Genomic DNA, 24,602 nt, shown 5'->3' with positions numbered 1-24,602 from the left:
GGAATTCTCTGATGAAGATCCACAAGTACGACACCGTCATCGTCGGCGCCGGCGGCGCCGGCATGCGCGCGGCCATCGAGTCGACCAAGCGCAGCCGCACCGCCGTGCTGACCAAGCTCTACCCCACTCGCTCCCACACGGGCGCGGCGCAGGGCGGCATGGCCGCAGCGCTCGCCAACGTGGAGGAGGACAACTGGGAGTGGCACACCTTCGACACGATCAAGGGCGGCGACTACCTGGTCGACCAGGACGCCGCCGAGATCCTGGCGAAGGAGGCCATCGACGCCGTCCTCGACCTGGAGAAGATGGGCCTGCCCTTCGGCCGTACGCCCAAGGGTGAGATCGACCAGCGCCGGTTCGGCGGTCACTCCCGCAACCACGGCGAGGCCCCGGTCCGCCGTGCCTGCTACTCGGGCGACCGCACCGGCCACATGATCCTCCAGACCCTCTACCAGAACTGCATCAAGGAGGGCGTGGAGTTCTTCAACGAGTTCTACGTGCTCGATCAGCTCCTGGTCGAGGAGGACGGCGTCAAGAAGTCCGCGGGCGTCGTCGCCTACGAGCTGGCCACCGGCGAGATCCACGTCTTCCAGGCGAAGTCGGTCATCTACGCCTCCGGCGGCACCGGCAAGTTCTTCAAGGTGACGTCCAACGCGCACACCCTGACCGGTGACGGCCAGGCCGCGTGCTACCGCCGCGGGCTGCCCCTGGAGGACATGGAGTTCTTCCAGTTCCACCCGACGGGCATCTGGCGCATGGGCATCCTGCTGACGGAGGGCGCCCGCGGTGAGGGCGGCATCCTGCGCAACAAGGACGGCGAGCGCTTCATGGAGAAGTACGCGCCGGTCATGAAGGACCTCGCGTCCCGTGACGTCGTCTCGCGCTCCATCTACACGGAGATCCGTGAGGGCCGCGGCTGCGGTCCCGAGGGCGACCACGTCTACCTCGACCTCACGCACCTGCCGCCGGAGCAGCTGGACGCCAAGCTCCCGGACATCACGGAGTTCGCGCGCACCTACCTGGGCATCGAGCCGTACACGGACCCGATCCCGATCCAGCCCACCGCGCACTACGCCATGGGCGGCATCCCGACCAACGTCCAGGGTGAGGTCCTCAGCGACAACACCACGGTCGTGCCGGGTCTGTACGCGGCCGGCGAGGTCGCCTGTGTCTCCGTGCACGGCGCCAACCGTCTGGGCACCAACTCGCTCCTGGACATCAACGTGTTCGGCAAGCGCGCGGGCATCGCCGCCGCCGACTACGCGCACACCACGGAGTTCGCCGAGCTCCCGGAGAACCCGGCGGCCATGGTCGAGGCGCAGGTCGCGAACCTGCTGTCGGCGACCGGCACCGAGCGGGTCGCGGTCATCCGCAAGGAGCTCCAGGAGACCATGGACGCCAACGTCATGGTCTTCCGCACCGAGCAGACGATCAAGACGGCGGTCGAGAAGATCGCCGAGCTGCGCGAGCGCTACAAGAACGTGTCCGTCCAGGACAAGGGCAAGCGGTTCAACACCGACCTCCTTGAGGCCATCGAGCTGGGCAACCTGCTCGACCTGGCCGAGGTCATGGCCGTCTCGGCCCTGGCGCGCAAGGAGTCCCGCGGCGGTCACTACCGCGAGGACTACCCCAACCGCGACGACGTCAACTTCATGCGCCACACCATGGCGTACCGCGAGGTCGCGGACGGCGGCAAGGACTCGATCCGCCTCGACTACAAGCCCGTCGTCCAGACCCGCTACCAGCCGATGGAGCGTAAGTACTGATGGCAACCCCGACGATGGACAAGCCCGGCACGGCCGGAGCGCCGGAGCCCGGCTTCGCCGACTCGCCGTACATCACCGTCACCTTCCGCATCCGCCGCTTCAACCCGGAGATCTCCGAGGAAGCGACGTGGGAGGACTTCCAGCTGGAGATCGACCCGAAGGAGCGTGTGCTCGACGGTCTCCACAAGATCAAGTGGGAGCTGGACGGTTCGCTGACCTTCCGTCGCTCCTGCGCCCACGGCATCTGCGGTTCCGACGCCATGCGCATCAACGGCAAGAACCGGCTCGCCTGCAAGACGCTGATCAAGGACATCAACCCCTCCAAGCCCATCACCATCGAGGCCATCAAGGGCCTCACGGTCCAGAAGGACCTGGTTGTGGACATGGAGCCGTTCTTCCAGGCGTACCGCGACGTGATGCCCTTCCTCATCACGAAGGGCAACGAGCCGACGCGTGAGCGTCTTCAGTCCCCCGAGGACCGCGAGCGCTTCGACGACACCACCAAGTGCATCCTGTGCGCGGCGTGCACGTCGTCCTGCCCGGTCTTCTGGAACGACGGCCAGTACTTCGGCCCGGCCGCGATCGTGAACGCGCACCGCTTCATCTTCGACAGCCGTGACGAGGCGGGCGAGCAGCGCCTGGAGATCCTGAACGACAAGGACGGCGTGTGGCGTTGCCGCACCACGTTCAACTGCACCGACGCATGCCCCCGTGGCATCGAGGTCACCAAGGCCATCCAGGAAGTGAAGCGCGCCCTGATCACGCGCCGCTTCTGATCCCTGTACGCCCCGACGAGGGCCCCGCACCCGGAACTTCGCTTCCGGGGGCGGGGCCCTCGCCCGTTCCGGTGAAGGCGCGATGGACCCCGCCGGGGCGCGCCCGCCCCACAGCCGTGCGCACGTCCGAGCCGCGGGAGCCGCAGAAGCCGCAGAAGCCGCAGCCGCTCAGCGGACCGCAGGACCCGGCTACGCCTCGACGACAGCCGTCGGCGAGACCGGGCGCTCGAAGAACGTTTCCAGGGACACCGTCGCATGCGTGCCGCTCACGCCGTCGATGGCGTACAGGCGGCGCAGCACGTCCTGGAGTTGTTCCGTCGTCGCCGTGCGCACCTTCACCAGGACCGAGGCGCTGCCCGCGATCACGTGGGCCTCCTGGATCTCGGGTATCGCCGCGAAGGCGGCCGCCGCGTCGCCCATCCACGCCGTGGAGTCGACCGTCACGAAGGCCAGGACGCCCTGGCCGAGCGCCGCGGGGTCCACCTCGACCGTCGTGCGCCTGATCACCCCGCGCTCGCGCAGCTTGCGCACCCGCTCGTGCGCGGCGCCGGCCGACAGGCCCACTTCCCTGCCCAGCGCCGCGTATGCGGTGCTCGCGTCCTGCTGCAGCAGCGCGATCAGCTTCCGGTCAACCTCATCCACATTCCCCATGGCCGAACCATATCTCGTTCTGGCATAGTCACCATTGATCGAATGTGGTTCGGCTTCACTGCATCAAGGGGAGATTGTGTCCGATCAGCTGCGTACTCCGTTGTACGAGATCCTGGACGAGCGGTTCCGTGACGGGCGCTGTGCCGCCGGGGACGACCGGCTGGAGGTGCTGCACGACGGGTGCCGGTGGGCCGAGGGCCCGCTCTACCTGCCCGCCTGGCGCCAGCTCATCTGGAGCGACATCCCCAACGACCGCATGCTGCGGTGGGACGAGGCGACCGGCGCGGTCTCCCTCTTCCGCTCCCCCGCCGGGCACCCCAACGGCAACACGCTCGACCGTGAGGGCCGGCTCATCAGCTGCGAGCAGGGCAACCGCCGCGTCACCCGTACCGAGCCCGACGGGCGGATCACCGTGATCGCCGACCACTTCGGCGGCAAGCGGTTCAACAGCCCCAACGACGCGGTCGTCCACTCGGACGGGTCCGTCTGGTTCTCCGACCCGGACTTCGGGATCACCAGCGACTACGAGGGTGTCCGTGCCGACCCCGAGATCGACGGCTGCCATGTCTACCGTGCCGACCCCTCGACCGGGGAGGTGCGGCTGGTCGCGGACGGATTCGAGGCGCCCAACGGGCTCGTCCTCTCCCCCGACGAGTCCCGGTTGTACGTGTCGGACACGCGCGGCGGCGTCATCCGCCGCTTCGACGTGCGGGCCGACGGGACGCTCGGCGAGGGCGAGGTCTTCGCCGAGGTCCGCGACGACATCAGCCGGTTCGACAACATCCGCTTCGACGACGGCGGGCGCCTGTGGGTGGCCGCCATGTCGGGCGGGGTGCACTGCTACGACCCCGACGGCACGCTCATCGGCCGGCTCCTCGTGCCCGAGCCCGTCTCCAACATCACCTTCGGCGGGCCCAAGAACAACCGCCTCTTCATCACCGCCAACACCTCCCTGTATTCAGCGGTGATGAGCGTCACCGGGCTGCCCCGCGTCCGGTGCTGAACGCCGGACACCGTCCGCCCTCGCGCCGGGGCCGCAGCCCTGCCGACTCCGCCGGCGCCGGTCCGATTAGGCTCGTGCCGTGCCAGCACAGAACGCGCCCGAAGAGACGGCCCCCGGTCCGGCCGGGTCCCGTCCCGCCAAGGGCGAGCAGACCCGCACCCTGATCCTGGAGACCGCGATGCGGCTCTTCCAGGAGCGGGGGTACGACAAGACCACGATGCGGACCATCGCACAGGAGGCCGGGGTCTCGGTCGGCAACGCGTACTACTACTTCGCCGGCAAGGAACACCTCATCCAGGGCTTCTACGACCGGATCGCGGCCGAGCACCATGCCGCGGTCCGCGACGTCCTGGACACCGAGACCGATCTGGAGTCCCGGCTCGCCGGGGTGCTGCGGGTCTGGCTGGACATCGCCTCGCCGTACCACGAGTTCGCGGCACAGTTCTTCAAGAACGCGGCGGATCCGGACAGCCCGCTCAGCCCGTTCTCCACGGAGTCGCAGCACGCCCGCGAGGCCGCGATCGCCGTGCACCGCGAGGTACTGGCGGGCACGAGGACGAAGGTTCCGGCCGAACTCGTCGAAGTGCTGCCGGAGTTGATGTGGCTGTCGCAGATGGGCCTTGTCCTGTACTGGGTGTTCGACCGCTCCCCCGGGCGCGAACGGAGCTACCGGCTCGCGGCGCGGGGCGCGAAGCTCACCACCCGCGGGGTCGCGCTGGCCCGCTTCCGGGCGCTGCGACCGCTGGTGCACGAGGTGCACGAGCTGTTCACCGACTTCCTTCCCGGCATGTCCCAGGCGGCGGCGTCCCGCAAGAAGCGCTAGCCAGCGCCGCGGGCCGGGGGTCACAGTCCCAGCGCCCGCGCCACCTCCCCGGCCACCTGCACGATGTCCCCCGTGGGCTCCGTCGCGAACGCCGGGTGGGTGCGCACCCAGGTGTCCTCCAGGGCGTACCAGTCGACCGGGACCGGCACACGGCCCGACGTCAGGGACGTCGTCAGGGCGTCGAAGCAGGTGCGCCAGCGCAGCGCGTAGAGGCCGCCCACCAGACCGGACCACTCCCGGTTCGCGTAGTCCCGCAGATGACCGTCGTCCGCCGCCGCCCGGGGGCCCCACACCGTGAGCAGCGACAACGCGTCCTGTGCGAGACGGTCCTTCTCCTGCTCCGTCGTGCCCCACGCGCGCGCGTCCGCGATCCAGCGGCCCACGAGATGGCCCCGGTCCGTCGCCACGACTCGCTCAAGCAGGGCCATGTCGCGCAGCCACTCGTCCGTCAGGCGGGTCAACTCCGCGGCGTCCTTGGCCGTGTAGGCGGCGCTGATGCGCGGGAGCAGCAGCCGGGACCGGTTGGAGAGGACCTGGCGGGTCACGTCGAGCAGGTCGTAGCGGTAGGCCGTCGAGGCCCGCAGGGCCGGGGCGACGGCCAGCAGGGCGGGAAGTGCCCGGGCGAACTCATCGGCGTCGTAGCGGATCCGGTGCGGCGACCAGTACGAGGCCGACAGCGCGTTCAGATCGGGGCGGGCCCCGAACAGGCCGTCCGCGCCCTCGCTCCAGGAGTCGGCGCGGGTGGTGCCGTACGCGGTGCGGCGCAGCACGTCCCATGCCGCGGCCGCGTGCGGGTCGTCGGCGCCGTACCGGTAGCGGGGCCACTGGCGGAACCAGTCCGTCAGGTCGAGGGGGCCCTCGGTCCAGGGCAGGTCGGAGAAGAGGGCGAACGCGGCCGGGTTGTTGTCCGCGCCCTCCGGCATGAGCGCGATGCCGTCGAGCGCGCTGTCCTCCTTGGTGCGCCAACTCTCGTACAGCGACGCCCAGTCGGGGGTGTTGGCGCCCATCACCGTGTGTCCGCCGAAGTTCCAGATGGAGCCGAAGGCGTACGGCGTGCCCTGCCAGGTCTCTTCGCGGTCGGTGACGGAGGCGAAGCGGTCGGAGAGGCCGTCGACGATGAAAAGCCGGTCCTTCTCGACGGCTTCGACGATCTCGCGGTGCGGGTTGTTCTGCCAGCCCAGGATGGCCCAGAGCGCTTCGGGGCGGGCGGTGTGCAGTGCCGTCTCGACGGCTTCCGCGGCTTCGCCGACCGGGACGTCACCGGGTGTTCCGCCTTCGTGCAGCAGGTCCATCTTGTACAGGGGCGCGGCGCCGAGCAGTTCGCCCTGTACGCGGTAGAAAGTCGCCGCTACACGGCCGAAGGCGGCCGAGCGCGGGTCGAGCCAGTCGGGCCGGGCGAACCCGCTCCAGCTGCCCTGCGGTACCACGCGCGCCCCGGGTTCGCGGTCGGCGAAGCCGGGCGGGACGGTCCCGAAGTAGCCCGGCAGTACCGGGTTCATGCCGAGTTCGCGCAGTCGGCCGACGACACGGACCGCCAACTCGGCTCGCGCCGCCAGGAGTTGTGGGGAGAGGGGGCCGCCGAAGCCGGACATGTTCTGGAGCAGCCACCACGGCTGGTGGGCGGGCCCGGGGATCCAGGCGCGCAACTCCTCGTCCGTGTAGCCGTGTTGGAGGAAGGTGCGGTGGTGGACGGTGTCCGCGCCGAGGTAGACCAGCACCTCGTTGTAGCCGTGCAGGGCCAGCACGTCGAGCTCGCGCTCCCAGTACGTCCAGTCGTGGTAGGGGCCGGTGTAGCCGTCGTTGGTGTCGTTGAGGGCGAAGCGGTGGGTGACGCCGGCGGTCTTCTCGATGGGCGTGGGCACGGACGGGAGTGTGGCGGGCAGGTCGGTCTGTTCGCCCGCCCAGGAGATGTGGGCGTGGGCCTCATGCCGCAAGTACCAGTGGAATCCGGCGAGTTGGACGGCCGGTGTGGTGCCCTCGACGAGGATCCGGCCGGCTCCGCCCGAGACACGGAAGCCGTCGCCCTCGCCCGCGCGGGCGAGGGCGCGGAAGGTGACCTGGCCCGCGTGGCGGGGCAGCAGCCGGGCGAGGGCCCGCGCGGCGGGCTCGGGTGCGGCGGGTTCCCCGGCGCCGGGGTCGGGCGCGGCAGGGTCCCCGGCGGCGTGCCCGGTCCCGGCGCCCGCCCCGATGGCGAGGGCCGATCCGGCGAGCGAACTCAGGAGCGTACGGCGGGAGAGGCGCATCCTTCGACGGAAGCAGCGACTCCGGGCGCGGTCAATGGAGCAGAACCGGTGGCGGCTTGGACAGAAGCCCTTTGGGTGAACCCCGCCGGTTCACCTGTGCCGCACCGGCCCCCGCCCGGTAAGCGACCGGCGTGCGGCCGGCGCGTGCCCGGCGTGCGGCCGGCGCGTGCCCGGCGTGCGGCCGGCGCGTGCCCGGCGTGCGACCGGCGGCTCAGATCCAGCCCAGCTCCCACAGCCGCCACACGCCGGTGCCGTCCGAGAGGTACTGCGAGCCGCTGACGTCCTTGCTGCCGAGCACGTAGTTCTTGCCCTGCCACAGCGGGATCAGCGGAACGTCCTCGGCGACCTTCTCCTGGAGCGCCTTGAAGTCGTCGGCGGTGCGGCCGCGGTCGGTGTACTCCTGCGTCTGACGGATCAGGTCGTCGACCGTCTTGTCGGAGTAGTTGTTGTGGAGGCTGTTGCCGGTGCCGACGAGGGGCTGGCTGAAGTTGTCCGGGTCGGGGAAGTCGGCGAGCCAGCCCGCCGTGTACGCGTCGTACTTGCCCTCGGCGTAGTTCTGCTGCATCTTCGGCCAGTCGGCCTCCGCGATCAGGTTGACCTTGAAGAGGCCGTCCTTTTCGAGCTGCTTCTTGATCTCTTCGGCCTCCGCGCCGTTCGCGCCGAGCTTGCGGTAGGCCATGTCGAAGTGGACCGGAAGCTGCTCGCCCTTCAGGAGCGCCTTCGCCCTGACCGGGTCGGGCTGCGGGTAGGCGTCGAAGAACGCGGTGCTGTGACCGGTGAAGCCCTGCGGGATCACCGAGTACAGGGGGTCGACGGTGCCGCTGTAGACGGCGTTGACGAGCGCGCCCCGGTCGATGAGCGAGGCGGCGGCCTCACGGACCTTGGTCTTGGAGACCGGGCTCGACGACTTGAGGTTGAAGTTGATCGTCCGGATGTCGTACCCGGGTGAGGTGGTGATCCGCAGGTCCGGGCTGGGCGACAGTTTCGCGAGGACGGACGGCGGCATCTCGCGGTGGGTCACGTCGACCTGCTTGGCCTGCCAGGCGTCGTTGAGCTGGTCGGCCTCGGCGAAGTAGCGCACCGTGACCGGCAGCCCCGCCTTGGACACCGCGCCGTGGTAGTGGGGGTTGGGCTCCAGGCTCGCGCTGACCGGGCGCCCGTCGGCGTCCTTGGAGTACCCCTTCAGGAGGTACGGTCCCGAGCCGGTCACGGAGTCGCCCTTGCGCAGCGCGTCCGCCGGGTACTGGGTGCTGTCGACGATGGAGCCGGCGCCCGTAGCGAGCTTCGAGGGGAAGGTGGCGTCCTTCGTCTTCAGGTTGAAGGTGACCGTGTCCCCCTCGGCCTTCACCGAGGCGATCATCGAGAAGAGCGGCTCGGGACCGACGTCGGAGTTGATCTTGACGATGCGGTCGAAGGAGAACTTCACGTCCTCTGCGGTGACCTTGCGGCCCCCGGAGAAGGTGAGGTCGTCACGGAGCACGCACTGGTACGTCTGGAGCTTCTGCCCGATGAACGTACAGCTCTTGGCGGCGTCGGGGACCGGCGTCGAGCTGCCCTCGCGGAAGGTGAGCAGCGACTGGTAGACGTTGTTGTAGATCGCCCAGGACCCGGCGTCGTAGGCACCCGCCGGGTCGAGCGAGGTGATCACGTCGGTCGTGCCGATGGCGATCGGGTCCTTCTTCGCCTGGTCGGACGGCAGCAGCTGCCAGCCGCCGACACCGGCGACCACCACTGCCGCACCAATCGCCACCATCCGCATACGGATCGACCGCATCGCCGTGCTCTCCTCGGAACGCCCCACCCTTGCCGGACGCGCGGAGTCGGCACGCTGCGCCCGTGATGACGCTCACCCAATCACACGACCTTCACATTGTGGAAGGGACAACCTTTTCCTCACAGGTACTCGTTAGCCGAGCGTGACGGAACTCTCCGTAGCCGGCTGTTCACGCCAGAGCTTGCCCAAAGCCCCCGCCGAACGGGCCCGGCAAGGCCGGCTCGATACTGGCAGTGAACGCCACGCCCACCCCGAAGGACTCCCCCATGAAGCTCAGCCGTCGCGTCTCCTGGTTCCTGCTCGCGTTCGGCGCCTGGTCTTGGGTGGTCTGGGTGACTTTCGCCAAGAACCTGTGGGCCGACGCCAGCGGGCTTGCTTTCGACCACGGCCGGCCCACGGCGTACTTCTGGGTCCACCTGACGCTTGCCATCGTCTCGTTCATCCTCGGGACGATCATCGGCGTCATCGGGCTTCGGGGGGTTCGGGCGAACAAGTCCCGGCCCCTCCGCCATGGGGAGGCGGAAGAGCCGGGGCCGGCTTGATCCCTCAGTGTCCCCGTGGTCGGTACGGGAGCTGTGTGGCTCGGCCCTTCCACGGTTGTGGCCCCGGGCACGGCGGGGGCGGCGGAGGAGCGATCGGCTCGCCGCACGGCAGACAGAACGCCCAGCCCGTTTCCGGGTCTGTCTCGCTGTCCCTTCGCCATGCGAACGGGGAAACGGTCCCCGCGCCGTGGTACCAACCCGTGCCCCGTTGGTCGTTTTGATCCGTAGCCGAGAATCTGAACGGCCAACGGGGCCGAGAGCTTCAGAGGCGGCCGACTATGGCCGCGATGGTTGTCATCCACAGGGCCGCGCCGAGCGTGACGGCCAGAGCCTGGAGCTTCACGTGGGGTCCTGGCCGGCGGGGAGGTCCCGCTTCGTCCGGTGCTCCCTGACGCCAGGCACGCCTACAACGTTGATGCTGGTCCCCACGGTGGGGAAGAAGACGTGGTCAGTCTCCAGGGCGTGGTCCTCCAAGGCGCGGTGAACCGCGAAGGGGCCTGCGGAGAGATCGTGCCTCCACTTGCAATCGCCCCTCACGCACTCCGCGCTGTAACCGGAGCCTTGGCCGTCGGGGTTCTCAGCCATGCGGGTCAACGCAGCATCGAGTAACGGATGTTGGGTCATGGCGTCCCGCCGGTCTGCGCCCGGGCCGCCTTGGCGGCATTGCTTCGCATGAGGGCGTCACACCGGAGTGCCGCCGCCCGGCGGACCAGCCGTAGTGGCGGCGGGACGGGTTCTTCGTCTCGGCGCTCCCACAGGATGCCGGGCGGAATGGCCCACATCAGCGTGCCCCCAGCGGAGTTGAGAGCATGAGAGCTTGGCCCAGCTCCCGGGGCGTCGGGTCCCTCAACTTGTCCGGGCGAACAGCCCACTCCCTCCCGCCGCCCGGCGGCCGAAGGTAGACGCTCCCCAGGTAGGAACCGACCACCTCCCCGACGTTGCCGGACGGGTCAACCTTGTAGCGCGCGCCCCGTGCTTGATCCTCCTGGGCCATGACTCTCGCCGTCCCCTCGAACGTGCCGATCAGTGCACTGCCTCTGGAAAGGTAGGGGCCGCGAACGTGGCGTGGACGGGCTGATTCGCCGTGATTCGAGCGTGGACAAGCATGTTTCCCGGTGATTCTCAGAAGGCCCCGAGTGCCCGTCTGGCACGCATGATCAAGCGGTGGGCGTCGGCTCCGTAGGCAGCCGAATCGGAAAGGGCCTGCCAGACCCGCTGGTACACACCTATGGTCTCGGCATCGTTGAGCCACAGTTCCGCGTGCCAGTCCTCCGCGATGGCCAAGCGGTCGTCGTACAGCCAGAACCCGTTGGCTGGTGGGAGCTTGAGTGTGGCGTCGAACGGAACGATGCCCAGGACGACGGTGTCGATTCCCAGGACCCCACTGAGCCGGTCGAGCTGTGCGGCCAGCACCGAGGGCGGGCATACCCGAGCGCGCAAGGCTGCTTCCCACATGACGATGTGGAACGTCTTGCCCGGCGCGTACAGCATCTCCTGGCGCTTTACGCGGGCCCGTACGGCTTTCTCCACGTCGCGGACCGATTGGTGCAGCTCCACGTACTGGGTGAACACGTGGCGGGCGTACTCGGGGGTCTGGAGCATGCCGACGACCATGGAGCCCTGCCAGGCTCGGAGCACCGTGGAGTGTTCGTACTCGGCTGTGAGGGCGTCCTGAACCGGTTTGTGTCCGGCTGAGAGCTGCCGCCGCCAGGACCGAGACCGCGACTCCAGATTCTGCAACCGGGCGGTTGGCTCCTCGGCCGCCTCCGGGGTACTCGTGCCCCGTGCCCATGCGCGCAGGTCGTCGGCCGTTGCGGTCTGGCGCCCCGTCTCCAGCTTGCTGACCTTGGACTGAGGCCATCCCAGTTCACGAGCCAACTCCCGTCCCGTGAGGCCCCGTTGGGTGCGCAGCTCACGGAGCCGTGCACCCAGGGCAGCTCTGGCTTGCTGAAAATCGGTCGTCACTCGGCGGACGGTACCTGGCCCACAAAGGCGTCGTACGGTACGGCGTGGTGCCAAGCAGCGTCGCGGACCTGGCAGGCGCGCAGGACTTCCACGGGTCCGTGACGAGTTCGACGCCGGTCATCCGGTCACCGTCATCGAACCCGAGCCTCGCGATCACGCGCGAGTCGAACAACCAGAAGTCCTCTTCAGGGAGCCGCAGCCGCTCCGCGTCGCTCCTCCACAGGTTGCGGATGTCTTCCCCCACGGCACTATTGCGGCGGGCGTTGTCCAGTAGGTACCGCTGGCCCACGGTCGGCGGATCGTCCACGACTCGCACCCGCTCGAATCGCTTGCCCAGGGCCGACTGTTCCCGCCGGGAGATGCACCACGGATCGTCAAGGTCCCATCCGGCATCCTCCCCCCGGACGAACCGGTGATAGGTCTCGGTCTCCTCGTCCGACTGGTACCGGCGGCGGGACTCAAGACGCCACGCGGTGTGCTCGAAGCTGCGGAACATCCCGCCGAATTCCTCGAAGCTGATCACCTGAGGCACCCTGTCCACCTCCCTCGGGACGAAGTCGGCCAGGAGTACGCGCGGCACCAAGACGAACCCCTCCCCGGGCTTGACGTTGCGGAGCTGGGCCACGTCCTCGGGGTCGGTCACGGCGTCGCCCTGAACGAGTACCTCCCCAGTGTCCATGTCCTCGTAGAGCGTCGGGCAGCCGTCGTTCCCGGAGTTGGTGCCGATGAAGCGAAGTCGCCGGGCCATCGTCGTTCTCCTCTCGGTGGAGCCTGAACAGACCGCGACCAGGATGGGTCCGCCCCGCGCTTCCTGTCCGGCGTGATTCTCGAATATTCACGAATCACAGCACGCCAAATGCCTCACCCTCGGCGCCCAGCTCCATGCGCCGAAGGCGAGCAGGAACCAGGAGAGGGGGCGGCTGAGTCTCATGGGTCCGGCATCGGCGCCCGCCGTCGCGCACGTCCGGGCGGGTGGGAGCTGTCGGCGGGTCATCGTTACGATCATCGGATCGGTGGCCGCAGCCTGTACGTTCTCGAACGTGTCTCCCCTGAACGTGAACCGAAGCGCCCCGCGTCCGCACGTCCCGAAGGCGCGTCCGCGCGCGCCGAAGCGGGCCGCCGGGCTCGCCCTGTCCGTCGCCGTGACCTGCGCCGCCGCGTGGCCGGCCGTGGCCGCGGTGCCCGCCGCCGCGCTGCCCCGGGACGACAAGCCGACCACGTCCGCCGACGCCGCCGGCAAGCGCGACGACACACCGCCCGCCGGCATGTCGAAGGTCGGCGGCGACCAGCTGGGCGAGCCCGGCACCCAGGTGCGGCTCGGCGCCGGCGTGCCCGTCCTGCCCAAGGACGTGACCGGGCGGTCCTGGATCGTCGCGGACGCCGAGAGCGGCCAGGTGCTCGCCTCGCACAACGCGCACTGGCGGCTGCCGCCCGCCTCCACCCTGAAGATGCTCTTCGCGGACACCGTGCTGCCCAAGTTCAACAGGGACGAGCAGCACACGGTCGTCGCCAAGGACCTCGCGGGGCTGGGCGCGGGCAGCAGCCTGGTGGGCGTGAAGGAGAACCTGACGTACTCGGTGCACGATCTGTGGCTCGGGGTCTTTCTGCGCTCGGGCAACGACGCCGTGCACGTGCTGTCCTCGATGAACGGCGGCGTGGCCCAGACCGTCCAGGACATGCAGACCCAGGCCGATGACCTCCAGGCCCTGGACACCCGGGTCGTCTCACCCGACGGCTACGACATGCCGGGCCAGGTCTCCAGCGCCTACGACCTGACGCTGTTCGCGCGCGCCGGTCTGCAGAACAAGGACTTCCGCGAGTACTGCTCGACGGCGACCGCGAAGTTCCCCGGCGCCGCGGGCAAGGACAACAAGCGCGAGATGTTCGAGATCCAGAACACCAACCGGCTGCTCACCGGCGACTTCGGGCTCAACCCGTACAAGGGCATCGCGGGCGTCAAGAACGGCAACACCACCAACGCGGGCGCCACCTTCACCGGCGTCGCCGAGCGGGACGGCAAGGTGCTCCTGGTCACCGTCATGAACCCGGAGTCCAGGGAGAGCCAGGCCGTCTACAAGGAGGCGGCCCGCCTGCTCGACTGGGGGTTCGCGGCGAAGGGGAAGGTCACCCCGGTCGGCGAGCTGATCGCGCCGAAGTCCGCGACGGCCAGGACGGGCACCGGCACCGGCACCAGCACCGGAACCGGCACCAGGACGGACGCGGGCAGTGCGCAGGACGCCGCGAAGAAGCGTCCGGGACAGGCCGCCGCCACCGCTGACGGCGAGAGCGGTGGGGCAGGCATCGCGCTCGGGATCGCGGGCGGCGTGCTGGTCTTCGTGGCGGGCGCGGTCTTCCTGATCAACCGTCGCTGGCCGCTCCGGAGGCGGTGACGTCGGGGCCGCCGTCCTTCTCGGCGAGCGGTGGGCCGTCCTTGTCGGCGAGGGTCGGGGCGTCCTCCGCCGCGAGCGCCGGGTCGTCCTTGTCGGCGAGCGCCGGGGCGCCCTCCGCCGCGAGCGCCGGGTCGTCCTCCTTGGACGGGGTGGCCGTCCACGCGGCGCAGAACAGGAGCAGCTTCGCCGTGAAGTTGATCCACAGCAGCAGCGCGATGGGCACCCCGAAGGCCCCGTACATGCTCTTGGCGGCGACGCCCTTCATATAGCCGCCGAGCAGCATCTTGAGGAGTTCGAAGCCGACCGCGAAGACCAGCGCGGCCACCATCAGGCGGCGGCGCGGCGGGCTCACGCCGGGCAGCAGCGTCAGGACGTACAGCAGGAGCAGGAAGTCGGCGAGGACGGCGACGGCGATCGCCGCGACGCGCAGCAGCACCCCGCCCGCGCCGCCCTGGTCGATGCCGAGCCGGTCGGCGGTCCAGCCGATCGCGGTGGAGCCGATGGAGGACGCGGCCCAGGACGCGAGCCCGGCGCCGCCGAGGCCGAGCAGGATGCCGCCGTCCTTGAGCTTGCGCAGGACCGGGTTCTCCTCGGCGTCGGTGTCCTCCATCTCCCACACCACACGCAGGCAGCCGCGCATCTGGGAGACCCAGCCGATGCCGGTGAACAGCAGCAGGGCGCCCGCGACCACGCCGACGGTGCCCGCGTTGTCGATCAGCGCCTGGAGGTCCAGCTGGTCGGAGATGCCGGGGACCTGTTCGGCGATGGTGTTCTGGAGCTGGTGCACCTGGCCGGTGGACAGCAGCGCGGCCGCGACGGCGGCGCCCACGGTGAGCAGCGGGAACAGGGCGAGGAAACTGATGAACGTGATGGCGGCGGCCAGCCTGGACCAGTAGACCCGGTCGAGCCGTTCATAGGAACGCCAGGCGTGCGTCCGCATGAGGCGGGCGATCCACGGCCCGACGACGGGAAGTTTCTTCAGCCAGTCCATGACGTACGACTACCCTCTCCGGGCCGGCCGTGTCCTGCCGGCCGGGGGCGTGTCGTGAGGTGTCCCTGCCTTCCGGGCCCCGCCGAAGACCAGCGTTCTGGTCCCCCAGAACCGCAGGCAGGTCGCGAGGGCCATCCCGAAGACGGCTCCCGAGAGGGTGTCGGCGCGCGGCGAGGTGAGACCGAGGCCGTAGTGCGATACGGCGATGCACAGCAACTGGACGAGGGCGCCCGCGACGTTCACGGCGATGAACACGGCGTACGCGCGCCGGCCGGCCCTGCGCCCCCGGTAGGTGCCGAACGCGTTGCCGAGGTAGGCGACCGTGCAACCGGCAACGAAGGAAAGGGACTTGGCGGTCACGGGGTCCCAGCCGAGCCCGGACCTCAGCCACACGAAGAGCCCGAGGTCGACGGCGTAGGCGCAGACTCCGGCGAGGGCGAACCCGGCCACCTCGGCCCGGGTGACGCTCACAGGTCGGCCACGGCGAGCGCGTACAGGGCGACCCAGACCACGCCGATGACCGCGAGCGCCCGGTCGTGCAGGACGACGTCCTCGGGCGCCCCCGCGCTCCCCCGGTCGGCGAACACGGCGTACCGCAGGATCGCCCCGATGAAGGGGACCATCGACAGCTGCCGCCAGGGCAGCAGCGCCCCGTTGGCCACCCCGCCGGCCTCAAGGGCCCACATGCAGTAGGCCAGCACGGCGACCCCGGCCGCGAGTTGCCACACGAAGCGCAGATAGCCGGTGGTGTACGCGTCGAGGAGCGCCCGGGTCGCCGCTCCCCGGCCCTCCATCTGGAGAGCTTCGGAGTAGCGCTTGGCCGCGACCATGAACAGCGCGCCGAACCCGGCGGTGATCAGGAACCAGCGGGACAGCACGATGCCGAGCGCGACCCCGCCGGTCATCGCGCGCATCAGGAACCCGCTGGTGACCACGACGAGGTCGACGACGAGGACGTGCTTGAGCTTGACGCAGTAGGCCAGCTGCATGACCACGTATCCGGAGAGGATCGTGGCCGTCATCGCGTTGCAGGTCAGTGCGGCGGCCAGCGGCGCGAGCACGGCGAGGACGCCGCCCGTCGCGTACGCGACGGCCACCGGCACCTGCCCTGCGGCGACGGGACGGTGGCATTTGTCGGGGTGGGCGCGGTCGGCCTCGGCGTCGCGGGCGTCGTTGATGAGGTAGACGGCTGCGGCCGCCGCCGTGAACAGGCAGAAGACCAGAGCGAGTTGGGCCACCACATGGGGGCTGCTCAGGCGGCCCGCGGCGGCGGGCGCGGCCACCACGAGCACGTTCTTGATCCACTGGCGGGGCCGCGCGGTGCGCACGAGCGCTCCGGGCAGCGCGAGCAGGCGCCGCGGAGCGGGGGCCGCCCCCGCCTCGTCGAGGACCACCAGGCCGGGCTCGGTCATCGGCGCCTGCCTTCGAGCGGTCCGCGCATCCAGGCGGCGCCGGCCCGCGCGGTGACACCGCCGAGCAGCGCGCCCGCCGCGATGTCGCTCGGGTAGTGCACCCCGGCGACCATGCGGGACACGCACATCGCGGCGGCCAGCGGCGGCACGAGGTGTGCCCCCACGGGGCGCAGCGCCCCGTACGCGACGGCGGCGGCCGCGGCCGAGCTGGCGTGCGAGCTGGGGAAGGAGTGCCGCCCGGCGGTACGCACCAGCGGGCCGCCCTTCACAAAGGGCGGGCGTGGCCTGCGCACCACGCGTTTGACGCCCATGCTGGCCAGGTGGGCGGCGGCCACCAGAGCGGCGGCGCGCAGCCAGGCGCCGCGCCGCTCCCGGTCGGCGGCGGCCCCGGCGAGCCCGGCCGCGAGCCACAGCGCTCCGTGTTCACCGGCGAAGGACAGCGCCCGGGCGGCCGCGGCCACCCGTGGATCTCCGGCGCAGTCGCGCAGTGCGGCCAGGAGCCGTTGGTCGGCGTCGGCGCACGACGGCTTCTGCATCTGCCACCCCATTTCCGTGACGTCGGCCCGCCAACCGGCCGCAGGCCACCGGCGACTCTCCTGCGCCGGGCAGCACGAAGAGCGGACAAAAGAGACTGACACCCTGATAATCACCCATTTCGGTGAGTGATTATCAGGATGAGGGACTGAAGGGCCGCATGCGGCCCGGACCGGGGCGCGCGACCGGGACGCCGCGCGACCACGACCGACCCAAGACCGCGCGTGACTAAGACAAAGGGGACGAGAGAGGCGATACGGTCACATTCATGTCTGCCGACACGTCACCCGACACCGCGCCCGCGCCGCCCGGCCCGCCGACGCCCGGCCCGCCGGCATCCGGCCCGCCGGCGTCCGGCCCGCCGACGTCCGGCCCGCCGACGTCCGGCCCGCCGACGTCCGTGAGCGGCTGGGGCCGCACCGCCCCCACCACCGCCCGGCTGCTACGCCCCCGCAGTTACGAGGAGGCCGCGGACGCCGTCCGGGCATGCGGGGCGCGCGGCACGATCGCCCGAGGACTCGGCCGGGCGTACGGGGACGCCGCGCAGAACGCGGGCGGCGCGGTCCTGGACATGACCGGCCTGGACCGCATCCACTCCGTGGACGTCGAGGCCGGCGTCGTCGTCTGCGACGCGGGGGTGAGCCTGCACCGCCTGATGGAGGTGCTGCTGCCGCTCGGCTGGTTCGTGCCGGTGACCCCCGGCACGCGCTACGTCACGGTCGGCGGCGCGATCGGCGCCGACATCCACGGCAAGAACCACCACGTCTCGGGCTCCTTCACCCGCCATGTCCGCACCCTTGACCTCCTCACGGCGGACGGCACCGTACGGACCGTCACCGCGGACAGCGACCTGTTCGACGCGACGGCGGGCGGCATGGGCCTGACCGGAGTGATCCTGCACGCGACCGTTCAACTCCTGCCGGTGCGCACCTCGTTGATGACGGTCGACACCGAACGTGCCAGTGACCTCGACGACTTGATGACGCGGCTCGAAACGGGCGACCACCGCTACCGCTACTCGGTGGCGTGGATCGACCTGCTCGCGCGGGGCGCCAGGACCGGCCGGTCGGTGCTGACCCGCGGTGACCACGCGCCGCTGGACATGCTGCCGCCCCGCGCCCGCCGCGCCCCGCTCGCCTTCCGACCCCGCCGGCTGCCCGCCGCCCCCTCCTTCCTGCCCGAGGGGCTGCTCGGCCGCGCCTCCGTCTCGGCGTTCAACGAGCTCTGGTACCGCAGAGCGCCCAGGCACCGCACCGGCGAACTCCAGCGCATCTCGACGTTCTTCCACCCCCTGGACGGGGTGCCGCACTGGAACCGCGTCTACGGACGCGGTGGCTTCGTGCAGTACCAGTTCGTCGTCGGGTACGGCCACGAGGACACCCTGCGTACCATCGTGCGCCGCATCTCGCGGCACGGCTGCCCCTCCTTCCTCGCCGTACTCAAACGCTTCGGTGAGGCCGACCCCGGCTGGCTGTCCTTCCCGCTCCCCGGCTGGACCCTGGCCCTCGACATCCCCGCGAACCTGCCGGGCCTCGGCGCCCTCCTGGACGAACTGGACGAGGACGTCGCGGGCGCGGGCGGCCGGGTCTACCTGGCGAAGGACGCGCGGCTGCGTCCGGAACTGGTGGCACGCATGTATCCGATGCTGCCCCAATTCCGGGCGCTGCGCGCCGAGTTGGACCCGCGCGGCGTCTTCACCTCGGACATGAGCCGGCGCCTGGCCCTGTGAGCCCGACGTGACCTCTGCGCGAGGCCGCGGGAGTCCGCGTGAGGTCTGCCCACCCCCGTCGCCCCCGTCGCCGCCGCCCTCCCCCACGTCCATCCTCTTCAAGCACGTCCATCCTCTTCAAGGAGCCCCGATGAAGGACGCGTTCGGCACCCCGCAGTCGCTGCTCGTGCTCGGCGGTACGTCCGAGATCGCGCTGGCCACGGCCCGCCGCCTGGTGGCCCGCCGCACCCGTACCGTCTGGCTCGCGGGACGCGCCTCGCCCGCCCTGGAAGCGGCGGCGGCCGGCCTGCGCGAGCTCGGCCCCGACGTCCACACGCTCGCCTTCGACGCGCTCGACTCCGCCGCGCACGAGGTCGCACTCGGCAAGGTCTTCGCCGAGGGCGACATCGACATGGTGCTGCTCGCGTTCGGGGTGCTCGGCGACCAGACGCGCGACGAGGGCGAACCACTCGCCGCGGTGCGGGTCGCGCAGACCAACTACACCGGCGCGGTCTCGGCGGGGCTCGTCTGCGCGAAGGCGCTCCAGGCGCAGGGCCACGGTTCGCTCGTCGTGCTGTCGTCGGTGGCCGGCGAACGCGCCCGGCGCAGCAACTTCATCTACGGTTCGAGCAAGGCCGGGCTCGACGCCTTCGCGCAGGGGCTCGGCGACGCGCTGCACGGCAGCGGGGTGCACGTCATGGTCGTACGCCCCGGATTCGTCCGTACGAAGATGACGGCCGGGCTGCCCGATGCGCCGCTGGCCACGACGCCCGATGCGGTGGCCCTGGCCATCGAGGCGGGGCTTCGGCGGCGCGCGGAGCTGGTGTGGGTGCCGGGGGCGCTGCGAGTGGTGATGTCGGCGCTGCGGCACGTGCCGCGCGGGGTGTTCCGCCGGCTGCCGGTGTAGCTAGCGCAGGGAGGGGTGGTCCAGCGAGGCGCCCTGGGCGGGCAGGCCGAGCGACCCGACGCCGAAGGGATAGTCGTGCAGCTTGCGCCACACCCCGTCGGCGCCCTGCTCGTACAGGGCGAACCCGCCGCACGTCCAGGACGCGGAGAACCCGGCGAGGGAGTCGTGCGCCAGGTCCATCGCCTCGTCGGAGATGCCGTGGGCCACGGTGACGTGGGGGTGGTAGGGGAACTGGAGCTCGCGCACCAGCGGTCCTGCCTCGTCCCGCACCCGCTGCTGGAGCCACGCGCACTCGCCGGCGCCCTCCACCACCTTGACGTAGACGACCGGGGACAGCGGACGGAACGTCCCCGTGCCGCCCAGACGCATCGTGAACGAACGCCCGGCCGCGGCGACCGATGCCAGGTGCGCCTCGATCTCCGGCAGGCACCCCCGCTCGACCTCGTGCGGAGGCATCAGCGTGACGTGGGTGGGGATGCCGAGGGCGGCGGGGTCACCGAAGCCCGCGCGCCGCTCCTGGAGCAGGCTGCCGTAGGGCTCCGGGACCGCGATCGAAACGCCGAGCGTTACGGTCCCCACGTCGTTCTCCTCCGTGCTGTGGTGGTGCTGCGGTGGTGGTGATGCAGTGCAGTGTGACGGGCCGGCCGGCCCGTGGCCAGAGGCCGGGGCGCGCTCCGGCCGGATCGCGGCGCCGGAGCGGCGGGCGCCGCACGGCCGGTGCCGTGCGGCGCGCTCGGGTCAGTGCTTGGCGGGCAGCATGCCGACCTTGTCGTACGCCGTCGCCAGCGTCTCGGCGGCGACCGCGCGGGCCTTCTCCGCGCCCTTGGCGAGCAGCGAGTCCAGCGTCTCGGGGTCGTCCAGGAACTGCTGCGTACGGGTGCGGAACGGCGTGACGAACTCCACCATCACCTCCGCGAGGTCGCCCTTGAGGGCGCCGTACATCTTGCCCTCGTACTCGGCCACCAGGGTGGCGACCGACTTCCCGGTGAGCGTCGAGTAGATCGTCAGGAGGTTGGAGATGCCCGGCTTGTTCTCGGTGTCGTACGCGATCACCGTGTCCGTGTCGGTGACCGCGCTCTTGACCTTCTTGGCCGTCGTCTTCGGCTCGTCGAGCAGGTTGATGAGGCCCTTCGGCGTCGACGCCGACTTGCTCATCTTGATCGACGGGTCCTGGAGGTCGTAGATCTTCGCCGTCTCCTTGAGGATGTACGCCTCCGGGACGGTGAACGTCTCGCCGAAGCGGCCGTTGAAGCGCTCGGCGAGGTCACGGGTGAGCTCGATGTGCTGACGCTGGTCCTCGCCGACCGGGACCTGGTTGGCCTGGTAGAGCAGGATGTCGGCGACCTGGAGGATCGGGTACGTGAACAGGCCGACCGTCGCGTTGCTCGCGCCCTGCTTGGCCGACTTGTCCTTGAACTGGGTCATCCGGCTGGCCTCGCCGAAACCGGCCAGGCAGTTCATGATCCAGGCGAGCTGGGCGTGCTCGGGCACATGGCTCTGGACGAACAGGGTGCAGCGCTCGGGGTCGACCCCGGCGGCCAGCAGCTGAGCCGCGGCGAGCCGGGTGTTGGCGCGGAGCTCCGCCGGGTCCTGCGGGACGGTGATCGCGTGGAGGTCCACCACCATGTAGAACGCGTCGTGGGACTCCTGCAACGCCACCCACTGGCGGACCGCGCCGAGGTAGTTGCCGAGGTGGAACGAGCCTGCGGTGGGCTGGATTCCGGAGAGCACACGCGGACGCTGCGGCATGGCGAAGCCATTCCCCTGGGGGTGGCGGTGGGCGACGGGCGGGCGAGTGGAGGCCATGTTCAGCATTCTCTCAGGTGCGTGTGCCGTCCCGGAAACCCCGACCTTGTGACCGGCCCCACAGCCCGCCCCCGGGGCCGGCCCCCACGACACCTTCAGCCCGCCCGCCTGCCCGGTACGGGCCCGCGTCGGCATCCTCACCCCGTCCGGCTGACTGCCCGGTGCCGGCCCGCATCGGCATCCTCACCCCGTCCGGGGACTGCCCGATGCCGGCCCGCATCGGCATCCTCAGCCCGTCCGGCGATTGAGGACGAGCGCCGTTCAGGCGCGGACGGGGTCTGGGGCGGAGCCCCAGGGGCCCCCGCCTTCCCAGTGCGGACCGTGCGTGGCCGGTCGCGCAGTTCCCCGCGCCTCTTGGCGGCACCGGTGCCGGCCCGCATGCGCATCCCCAGCCCGTCCGAGGACTGCCCGGTGCCGGCCCGCATCGGCATCCTCAGCCCGTCCGGCGATTGAGGACGAGCGCCCTCAAGGCGCGGACGGGGGCTGGGGCGGAGCCCCAGGGGGTCAGGTCAGGGGCAGGCCGGGGGCCGGGTGGGCGGAGAGGAGGTCGGCCACCTCCGCGCGGATCGCGGACAGCTCCCCCTCGTCACCGCCCCGCGCGGCAGCCACACCCCGGTCGATCCACCCCGCCACCGCCCCCATGTGCTCGACCCCAAGACCCCGCGACGTCAGGGACGGCGTACCGATGCGGATGCCGGAGGGATCGAAAGGCTTGCGGGGGTCGTAGGGGACGGTGTTGTAGTTGACGACGATCCCCGCCCGGTCGAGCGCCTTCGCCGCGATCTTGCCGGGGACGTCCTTGGGCGTCAGGTCCATCAGGATCAGGTGGTTGTCGGTGCCGCCGGACACGAGGTCGAAGCCCCGCGCCAGCAGAGCATCGGCGAGCGCCTTCGCGTTGGCCACCACCTGGTGCGCGTACGCACAGAACGCCGGCTGCGCCGCCTCGTGCAGCGCGACCGCGATCGCCGCCGTGGTCTGGTTGTGCGGCCCGCCCTGGAGCCCGGGGAAGACCGCCTTGTCGATGGCCTTCGCGTGCTCCTCGCGGGACATCAGCATCGCGCCGCGCGGACCGCGCAGGGTCTTGTGGGTGGTGGTGGAGATGACGTCCGCATACGGCGCGGGCGACGGGTGGGCGCCGCCCGCGATCAGCCCGGCGATGTGCGCGACGTCGGCGACGAGCACCGCGCCCGCCTCCTGCGCGATCTCCGCGAACGCGGCGAAGTCGATCGTGCGGGGCAGCGCCGTGCCACCGCAGAAGATCAGCTTGGGGCGCTCCTTGAGGGCCAGGTCGCGCACCTCGTCGAAGTCGATGAGCCCGGTGTCGGCGCGCACCCCGTACTGGACGCCGCGGAACCACTTGCCGGTCGCCGAGACGCCCCACCCGTGCGTGAGGTGGCCGCCCATGGGCAGGGCCATGCCCATCACCGTGTCGCCGGGCTCGGCGAACGCGAGGTACACGGCGAGGTTGGCGGGTGAGCCGGAGTACGGCTGGACGTTGGCGTGCTCGACGCCGAACAGGGCCTTGGCGCGGTCGACGGCCAGTCGCTCGACCTTGTCGATGTTCTGCTGGCCCTCGTAGTAGCGCCGGCCCGCGTAGCCCTCGCTGTACTTGTTCTGGAGCACCGTGCCCGACGCTTCGAGGACCGCCGTGGAGACGTAGTTCTCGCTGGGGATCAGGCGCAGGGTGTCCGACTGGAGCTGTTCCTCGGCGGCGACGAGCCCGGCGAGCTCGGGGTCGGTGGCGAGCAGGACGGGGTGGGAAAGGGGAAGGCTCATGGCGTCCTCCGGGGTCCGTTGACAGGTTCCCGGGGTGCCCAGGCGGGCGGCACCTCGTGCGGTGGGCCGCGCGCGGCTCCCCCGGGGTCGCTTCCCCGCTCGCCAGTCGCCGCGCGTACCGAACACCCTACCGGGGACCCCGCCCGGCAAGGTTTCCCCGTCCGGCATCCGAGCGACGATAGAAAAGGGCACCATCAACGCCCCATGCCGCATGACGATCGGAGAACCCGTGTCGACCCACGCAGCGACCGAAGACGCCATCCGTTCCGCCGAGGCACACAGTGCGCACAACTACCATCCCCTGCCCGTCGTGGTCGCCTCCGCCGAGGGCGCCTGGATGACGGACGTGGAGGGCCGGCGCTATCTCGACATGCTGGCCGGATACTCGGCGCTCAACTTCGGCCACGGCAACCGTCGTCTCATCGACGCCGCCAAGGCCCAGCTGGAGCGCGTGACCCTCACGTCGAGAGCGTTCTACCACGACCGCTTCGCCCAATTCTGTTCCGAGCTGGCCGAGTTGTGCAGCATGGACATGGTGCTGCCCATGAACACGGGGGCGGAGGCGGTGGAGACCGCAGTGAAGACCGCCCGCAAGTGGGGGTACAAGGTCAAGGGCGTGCCGGACGGGACGGCGAAGATCGTGGTGGCCCGGGACAACTTCCACGGCCGTACGACCACGATCGTCAGCTTCTCCACCGACCCGGAGGCCCGCGCGGACTACGGCCCCTACACGCCGGGCTTCGAGATCGTCCCGTACGGCGACCTCACCGCGATGCGGGCCGCGGTCACCGACAACACCGTGGCGGTGCTGCTCGAACCCATCCAGGGCGAGGCAGGGGTGCTGGTCCCGCCGGCCGGATACCTGGCGGGCGTACGGGAGTTGACGCGCGAGCGCAACGTGCTGTTCATGGCCGACGAGATCCAGTCCGGGCTCGGCCGCACGGGGAGGACCTTCGCGTGCGAGCACGAGGGCGTGGTCCCGGACGTGTACATCCTGGGCAAGGCGCTGGGCGGCGGCGTCGTCCCGGTGTCGGCGGTCGCGGCGTCGGCGGACGTGCTGGGCGTGTTCCGGCCGGGCGAGCACGGTTCGACGTTCGGCGGCAACCCGCTGGCCTGCGCGGTCGCCCTTGAGGTGATCGCGATGCTGCGGACCGGCGAGTACCAGCTGCGGGCCACCGAGCTCGGCGACCACCTGCACCACGAGCTCGGCCTGCTGACCGGCGGCGGCGCGGTCGAGACGGTGCGCGGGCGCGGCCTGTGGGCGGGCGTGGACATCCACCCCTCGTACGGGACGGGGCGCGAGATCTCGGAGAAGCTGATGGGCCGCGGGGTCCTGGTGAAGGACACCCATGGCTCGACGATCCGGATCGCCCCGCCCCTGGTCATCAGCAAGGAGGACCTGGACTGGGGGCTCGACCAGCTGCGCGCCGTGCTCGCGGAGCGCTAGGGGGTGTCTGGTGGATCAGGGTCGGTCAGGGTGCGGCGCCTGGTGCGGTGCATCGCAAGGCGCCGGAACGTCGTGATAGCGGAGCTAT

Annotated in this window: 21 protein-coding genes and 1 pseudogene; 9 read left to right on the top strand and 13 right to left on the bottom strand. The window is 70.7% G+C overall.

Features of this window, described 5'->3' with window-relative positions:
* Nucleotides 1–11: 11 nt before the first annotated feature.
* A complete protein-coding gene (sdhA, locus tag ACGFW5_RS02905) occupies nucleotides 12–1,766 on the top strand; it encodes a succinate dehydrogenase flavoprotein subunit (RefSeq protein ID WP_393832377.1) in 1,755 nt (584 codons plus the stop codon).
* The gene (locus ACGFW5_RS02900; RefSeq protein ID WP_359003609.1) at nucleotides 1,766–2,542 is read left to right on the top strand and encodes a succinate dehydrogenase iron-sulfur subunit; all 777 of its coding nucleotides are present in this window, start codon (nucleotides 1,766–1,768) and stop codon (nucleotides 2,540–2,542) included. The genes sdhA and ACGFW5_RS02900 overlap by 1 nt, the downstream gene beginning before the upstream one ends.
* A gap of 189 nt (nucleotides 2,543–2,731) precedes the next feature.
* Here the strand turns inward: ACGFW5_RS02900 and ACGFW5_RS02895 are convergent, their stop codons facing one another.
* Nucleotides 2,732–3,184, bottom strand: a complete 453-nt coding sequence (locus ACGFW5_RS02895) for an Lrp/AsnC family transcriptional regulator (protein WP_393832718.1) — start codon at nucleotides 3,182–3,184, stop codon at nucleotides 2,732–2,734.
* 85 nt (nucleotides 3,185–3,269) lie between these two features.
* Here ACGFW5_RS02895 and ACGFW5_RS02890 point away from each other — a divergent pair, with 85 nt between their 5' ends.
* Both ACGFW5_RS02890 and ACGFW5_RS02885 read left to right on the top strand, forming a co-directional pair.
* Nucleotides 3,270–4,196, top strand: a complete 927-nt coding sequence (locus ACGFW5_RS02890) for an SMP-30/gluconolactonase/LRE family protein (protein ID WP_393832376.1) — start codon at nucleotides 3,270–3,272, stop codon at nucleotides 4,194–4,196.
* Between the two features lie 79 nt (nucleotides 4,197–4,275).
* The gene (locus ACGFW5_RS02885) at nucleotides 4,276–5,019 is read left to right on the top strand and encodes a TetR family transcriptional regulator (RefSeq protein ID WP_393832375.1); all 744 of its coding nucleotides are present in this window, start codon (nucleotides 4,276–4,278) and stop codon (nucleotides 5,017–5,019) included.
* Nucleotides 5,020–5,039: 20 nt separating this feature from the next.
* Here ACGFW5_RS02885 and ACGFW5_RS02880 read toward each other — a convergent pair whose 3' ends face one another.
* The gene (locus ACGFW5_RS02880) at nucleotides 5,040–7,262 is read right to left on the bottom strand and encodes an alpha-N-acetylglucosaminidase (RefSeq protein WP_393832374.1); all 2,223 of its coding nucleotides are present in this window, start codon (nucleotides 7,260–7,262) and stop codon (nucleotides 5,040–5,042) included.
* Between the two features lie 211 nt (nucleotides 7,263–7,473).
* Nucleotides 7,474–9,036: an ABC transporter substrate-binding protein gene (locus ACGFW5_RS02875; RefSeq protein WP_393832373.1), complete on the bottom strand. Its 1,563-nt coding sequence runs from the start codon at nucleotides 9,034–9,036 to the stop codon at nucleotides 7,474–7,476.
* A gap of 266 nt (nucleotides 9,037–9,302) precedes the next feature.
* Here ACGFW5_RS02875 and ACGFW5_RS02870 point away from each other — a divergent pair, with 266 nt between their 5' ends.
* A complete protein-coding gene (locus tag ACGFW5_RS02870) occupies nucleotides 9,303–9,578 on the top strand; it encodes an SCO4848 family membrane protein (RefSeq protein WP_393832372.1) in 276 nt (91 codons plus the stop codon).
* Between the two features lie 339 nt (nucleotides 9,579–9,917).
* On the opposite strand, the gene ACGFW5_RS02865 is transcribed toward ACGFW5_RS02870, so the two are convergent.
* The 3 genes and pseudogenes from ACGFW5_RS02865 to ACGFW5_RS02855 form a co-directional block, all read right to left on the bottom strand.
* A complete protein-coding gene (locus tag ACGFW5_RS02865; protein WP_393832371.1) occupies nucleotides 9,918–10,163 on the bottom strand; it encodes a hypothetical protein in 246 nt (81 codons plus the stop codon).
* A 537-nt stretch (nucleotides 10,164–10,700) separates the two neighbouring features.
* The gene (locus ACGFW5_RS02860; protein ID WP_393832370.1) at nucleotides 10,701–11,543 is read right to left on the bottom strand and encodes a helix-turn-helix domain-containing protein; all 843 of its coding nucleotides are present in this window, start codon (nucleotides 11,541–11,543) and stop codon (nucleotides 10,701–10,703) included.
* A pseudogene (locus ACGFW5_RS02855) lies at nucleotides 11,540–12,291 on the bottom strand (DUF6879 family protein). Before ACGFW5_RS02855 ends, ACGFW5_RS02860 begins: the two are co-directional and overlap by 4 nt.
* A 181-nt stretch (nucleotides 12,292–12,472) precedes the next feature.
* Here ACGFW5_RS02855 and ACGFW5_RS02850 point away from each other — a divergent pair.
* Nucleotides 12,473–13,933, top strand: a complete 1,461-nt coding sequence (locus tag ACGFW5_RS02850; RefSeq protein WP_393832369.1) for a D-alanyl-D-alanine carboxypeptidase family protein — start codon at nucleotides 12,473–12,475, stop codon at nucleotides 13,931–13,933.
* Here the strand turns inward: ACGFW5_RS02850 and ACGFW5_RS02845 are convergent.
* Genes ACGFW5_RS02845 through ACGFW5_RS02830 form a run of 4 tightly spaced genes read right to left on the bottom strand, consistent with a single transcriptional unit; the run spans nucleotide 13,902 to nucleotide 16,872 of the window.
* Nucleotides 13,902–14,924, bottom strand: coding sequence for a YihY/virulence factor BrkB family protein (locus tag ACGFW5_RS02845; RefSeq protein ID WP_393832368.1), 1,023 nt, complete (start codon nucleotides 14,922–14,924; stop codon nucleotides 13,902–13,904). The genes ACGFW5_RS02850 and ACGFW5_RS02845 overlap by 32 nt on opposite strands.
* A 9-nt stretch (nucleotides 14,925–14,933) precedes the next feature.
* Nucleotides 14,934–15,395, bottom strand: coding sequence for a GtrA family protein (locus ACGFW5_RS02840; RefSeq protein WP_393832367.1), 462 nt, complete (start codon nucleotides 15,393–15,395; stop codon nucleotides 14,934–14,936).
* Entirely contained in the window at nucleotides 15,392–16,336 is a 945-nt protein-coding gene (locus ACGFW5_RS02835) for a decaprenyl-phosphate phosphoribosyltransferase (RefSeq protein WP_393832366.1), read from the bottom strand. The genes ACGFW5_RS02840 and ACGFW5_RS02835 overlap by 4 nt, the downstream gene beginning before the upstream one ends.
* Nucleotides 16,333–16,872, bottom strand: coding sequence for a phosphatase PAP2 family protein (locus tag ACGFW5_RS02830; protein ID WP_393832365.1), 540 nt, complete (start codon nucleotides 16,870–16,872; stop codon nucleotides 16,333–16,335). Before ACGFW5_RS02830 ends, ACGFW5_RS02835 begins: the two co-directional genes overlap by 4 nt.
* Nucleotides 16,873–17,138: 266 nt before the next feature.
* On the opposite strand from ACGFW5_RS02830, the gene ACGFW5_RS02825 reads away from it, so the two are divergent.
* Together ACGFW5_RS02825 and ACGFW5_RS02820 are read left to right on the top strand one after the other, a co-directional pair.
* A complete protein-coding gene (locus ACGFW5_RS02825; protein WP_393832364.1) occupies nucleotides 17,139–18,599 on the top strand; it encodes an FAD-binding protein in 1,461 nt (486 codons plus the stop codon).
* Nucleotides 18,600–18,729: 130 nt separating this feature from the next.
* Nucleotides 18,730–19,485, top strand: coding sequence for a decaprenylphospho-beta-D-erythro-pentofuranosid-2-ulose 2-reductase (locus ACGFW5_RS02820; RefSeq protein ID WP_393832363.1), 756 nt, complete (start codon nucleotides 18,730–18,732; stop codon nucleotides 19,483–19,485).
* On the opposite strand, the gene ACGFW5_RS02815 is transcribed toward ACGFW5_RS02820, so the two are convergent.
* From ACGFW5_RS02815 to glyA, 3 genes are all read right to left on the bottom strand, one after another.
* On the bottom strand, nucleotides 19,486–20,064 hold the full coding sequence (locus tag ACGFW5_RS02815) for a 2'-5' RNA ligase family protein (protein ID WP_393832362.1): 579 nt from the start codon (nucleotides 20,062–20,064) through the stop codon (nucleotides 19,486–19,488).
* Nucleotides 20,065–20,223: 159 nt separating this feature from the next.
* A complete protein-coding gene (gene trpS / locus ACGFW5_RS02810) occupies nucleotides 20,224–21,234 on the bottom strand; it encodes a tryptophan--tRNA ligase (RefSeq protein WP_393832717.1) in 1,011 nt (336 codons plus the stop codon).
* Between the two features lie 561 nt (nucleotides 21,235–21,795).
* Nucleotides 21,796–23,067: a serine hydroxymethyltransferase gene (glyA, locus tag ACGFW5_RS02805; protein WP_393832361.1), complete on the bottom strand. Its 1,272-nt coding sequence runs from the start codon at nucleotides 23,065–23,067 to the stop codon at nucleotides 21,796–21,798.
* Between the two features lie 211 nt (nucleotides 23,068–23,278).
* Between glyA and rocD the strand changes: the two genes are divergently transcribed.
* Nucleotides 23,279–24,514, top strand: coding sequence for an ornithine--oxo-acid transaminase (rocD, locus tag ACGFW5_RS02800; RefSeq protein WP_393832360.1), 1,236 nt, complete (start codon nucleotides 23,279–23,281; stop codon nucleotides 24,512–24,514).
* Nucleotides 24,515–24,602: the final 88 nt, after the last annotated feature.

This window comes from Streptomyces sp. NPDC048416 (genome assembly GCF_043200435.1).
GTDB lineage: Bacteria > Actinomycetota > Actinomycetes > Streptomycetales > Streptomycetaceae > Streptomyces.
Note: the sequence above shows the minus strand (reverse complement) of the source record. Positions and strands in the feature narration are given on the sequence as shown.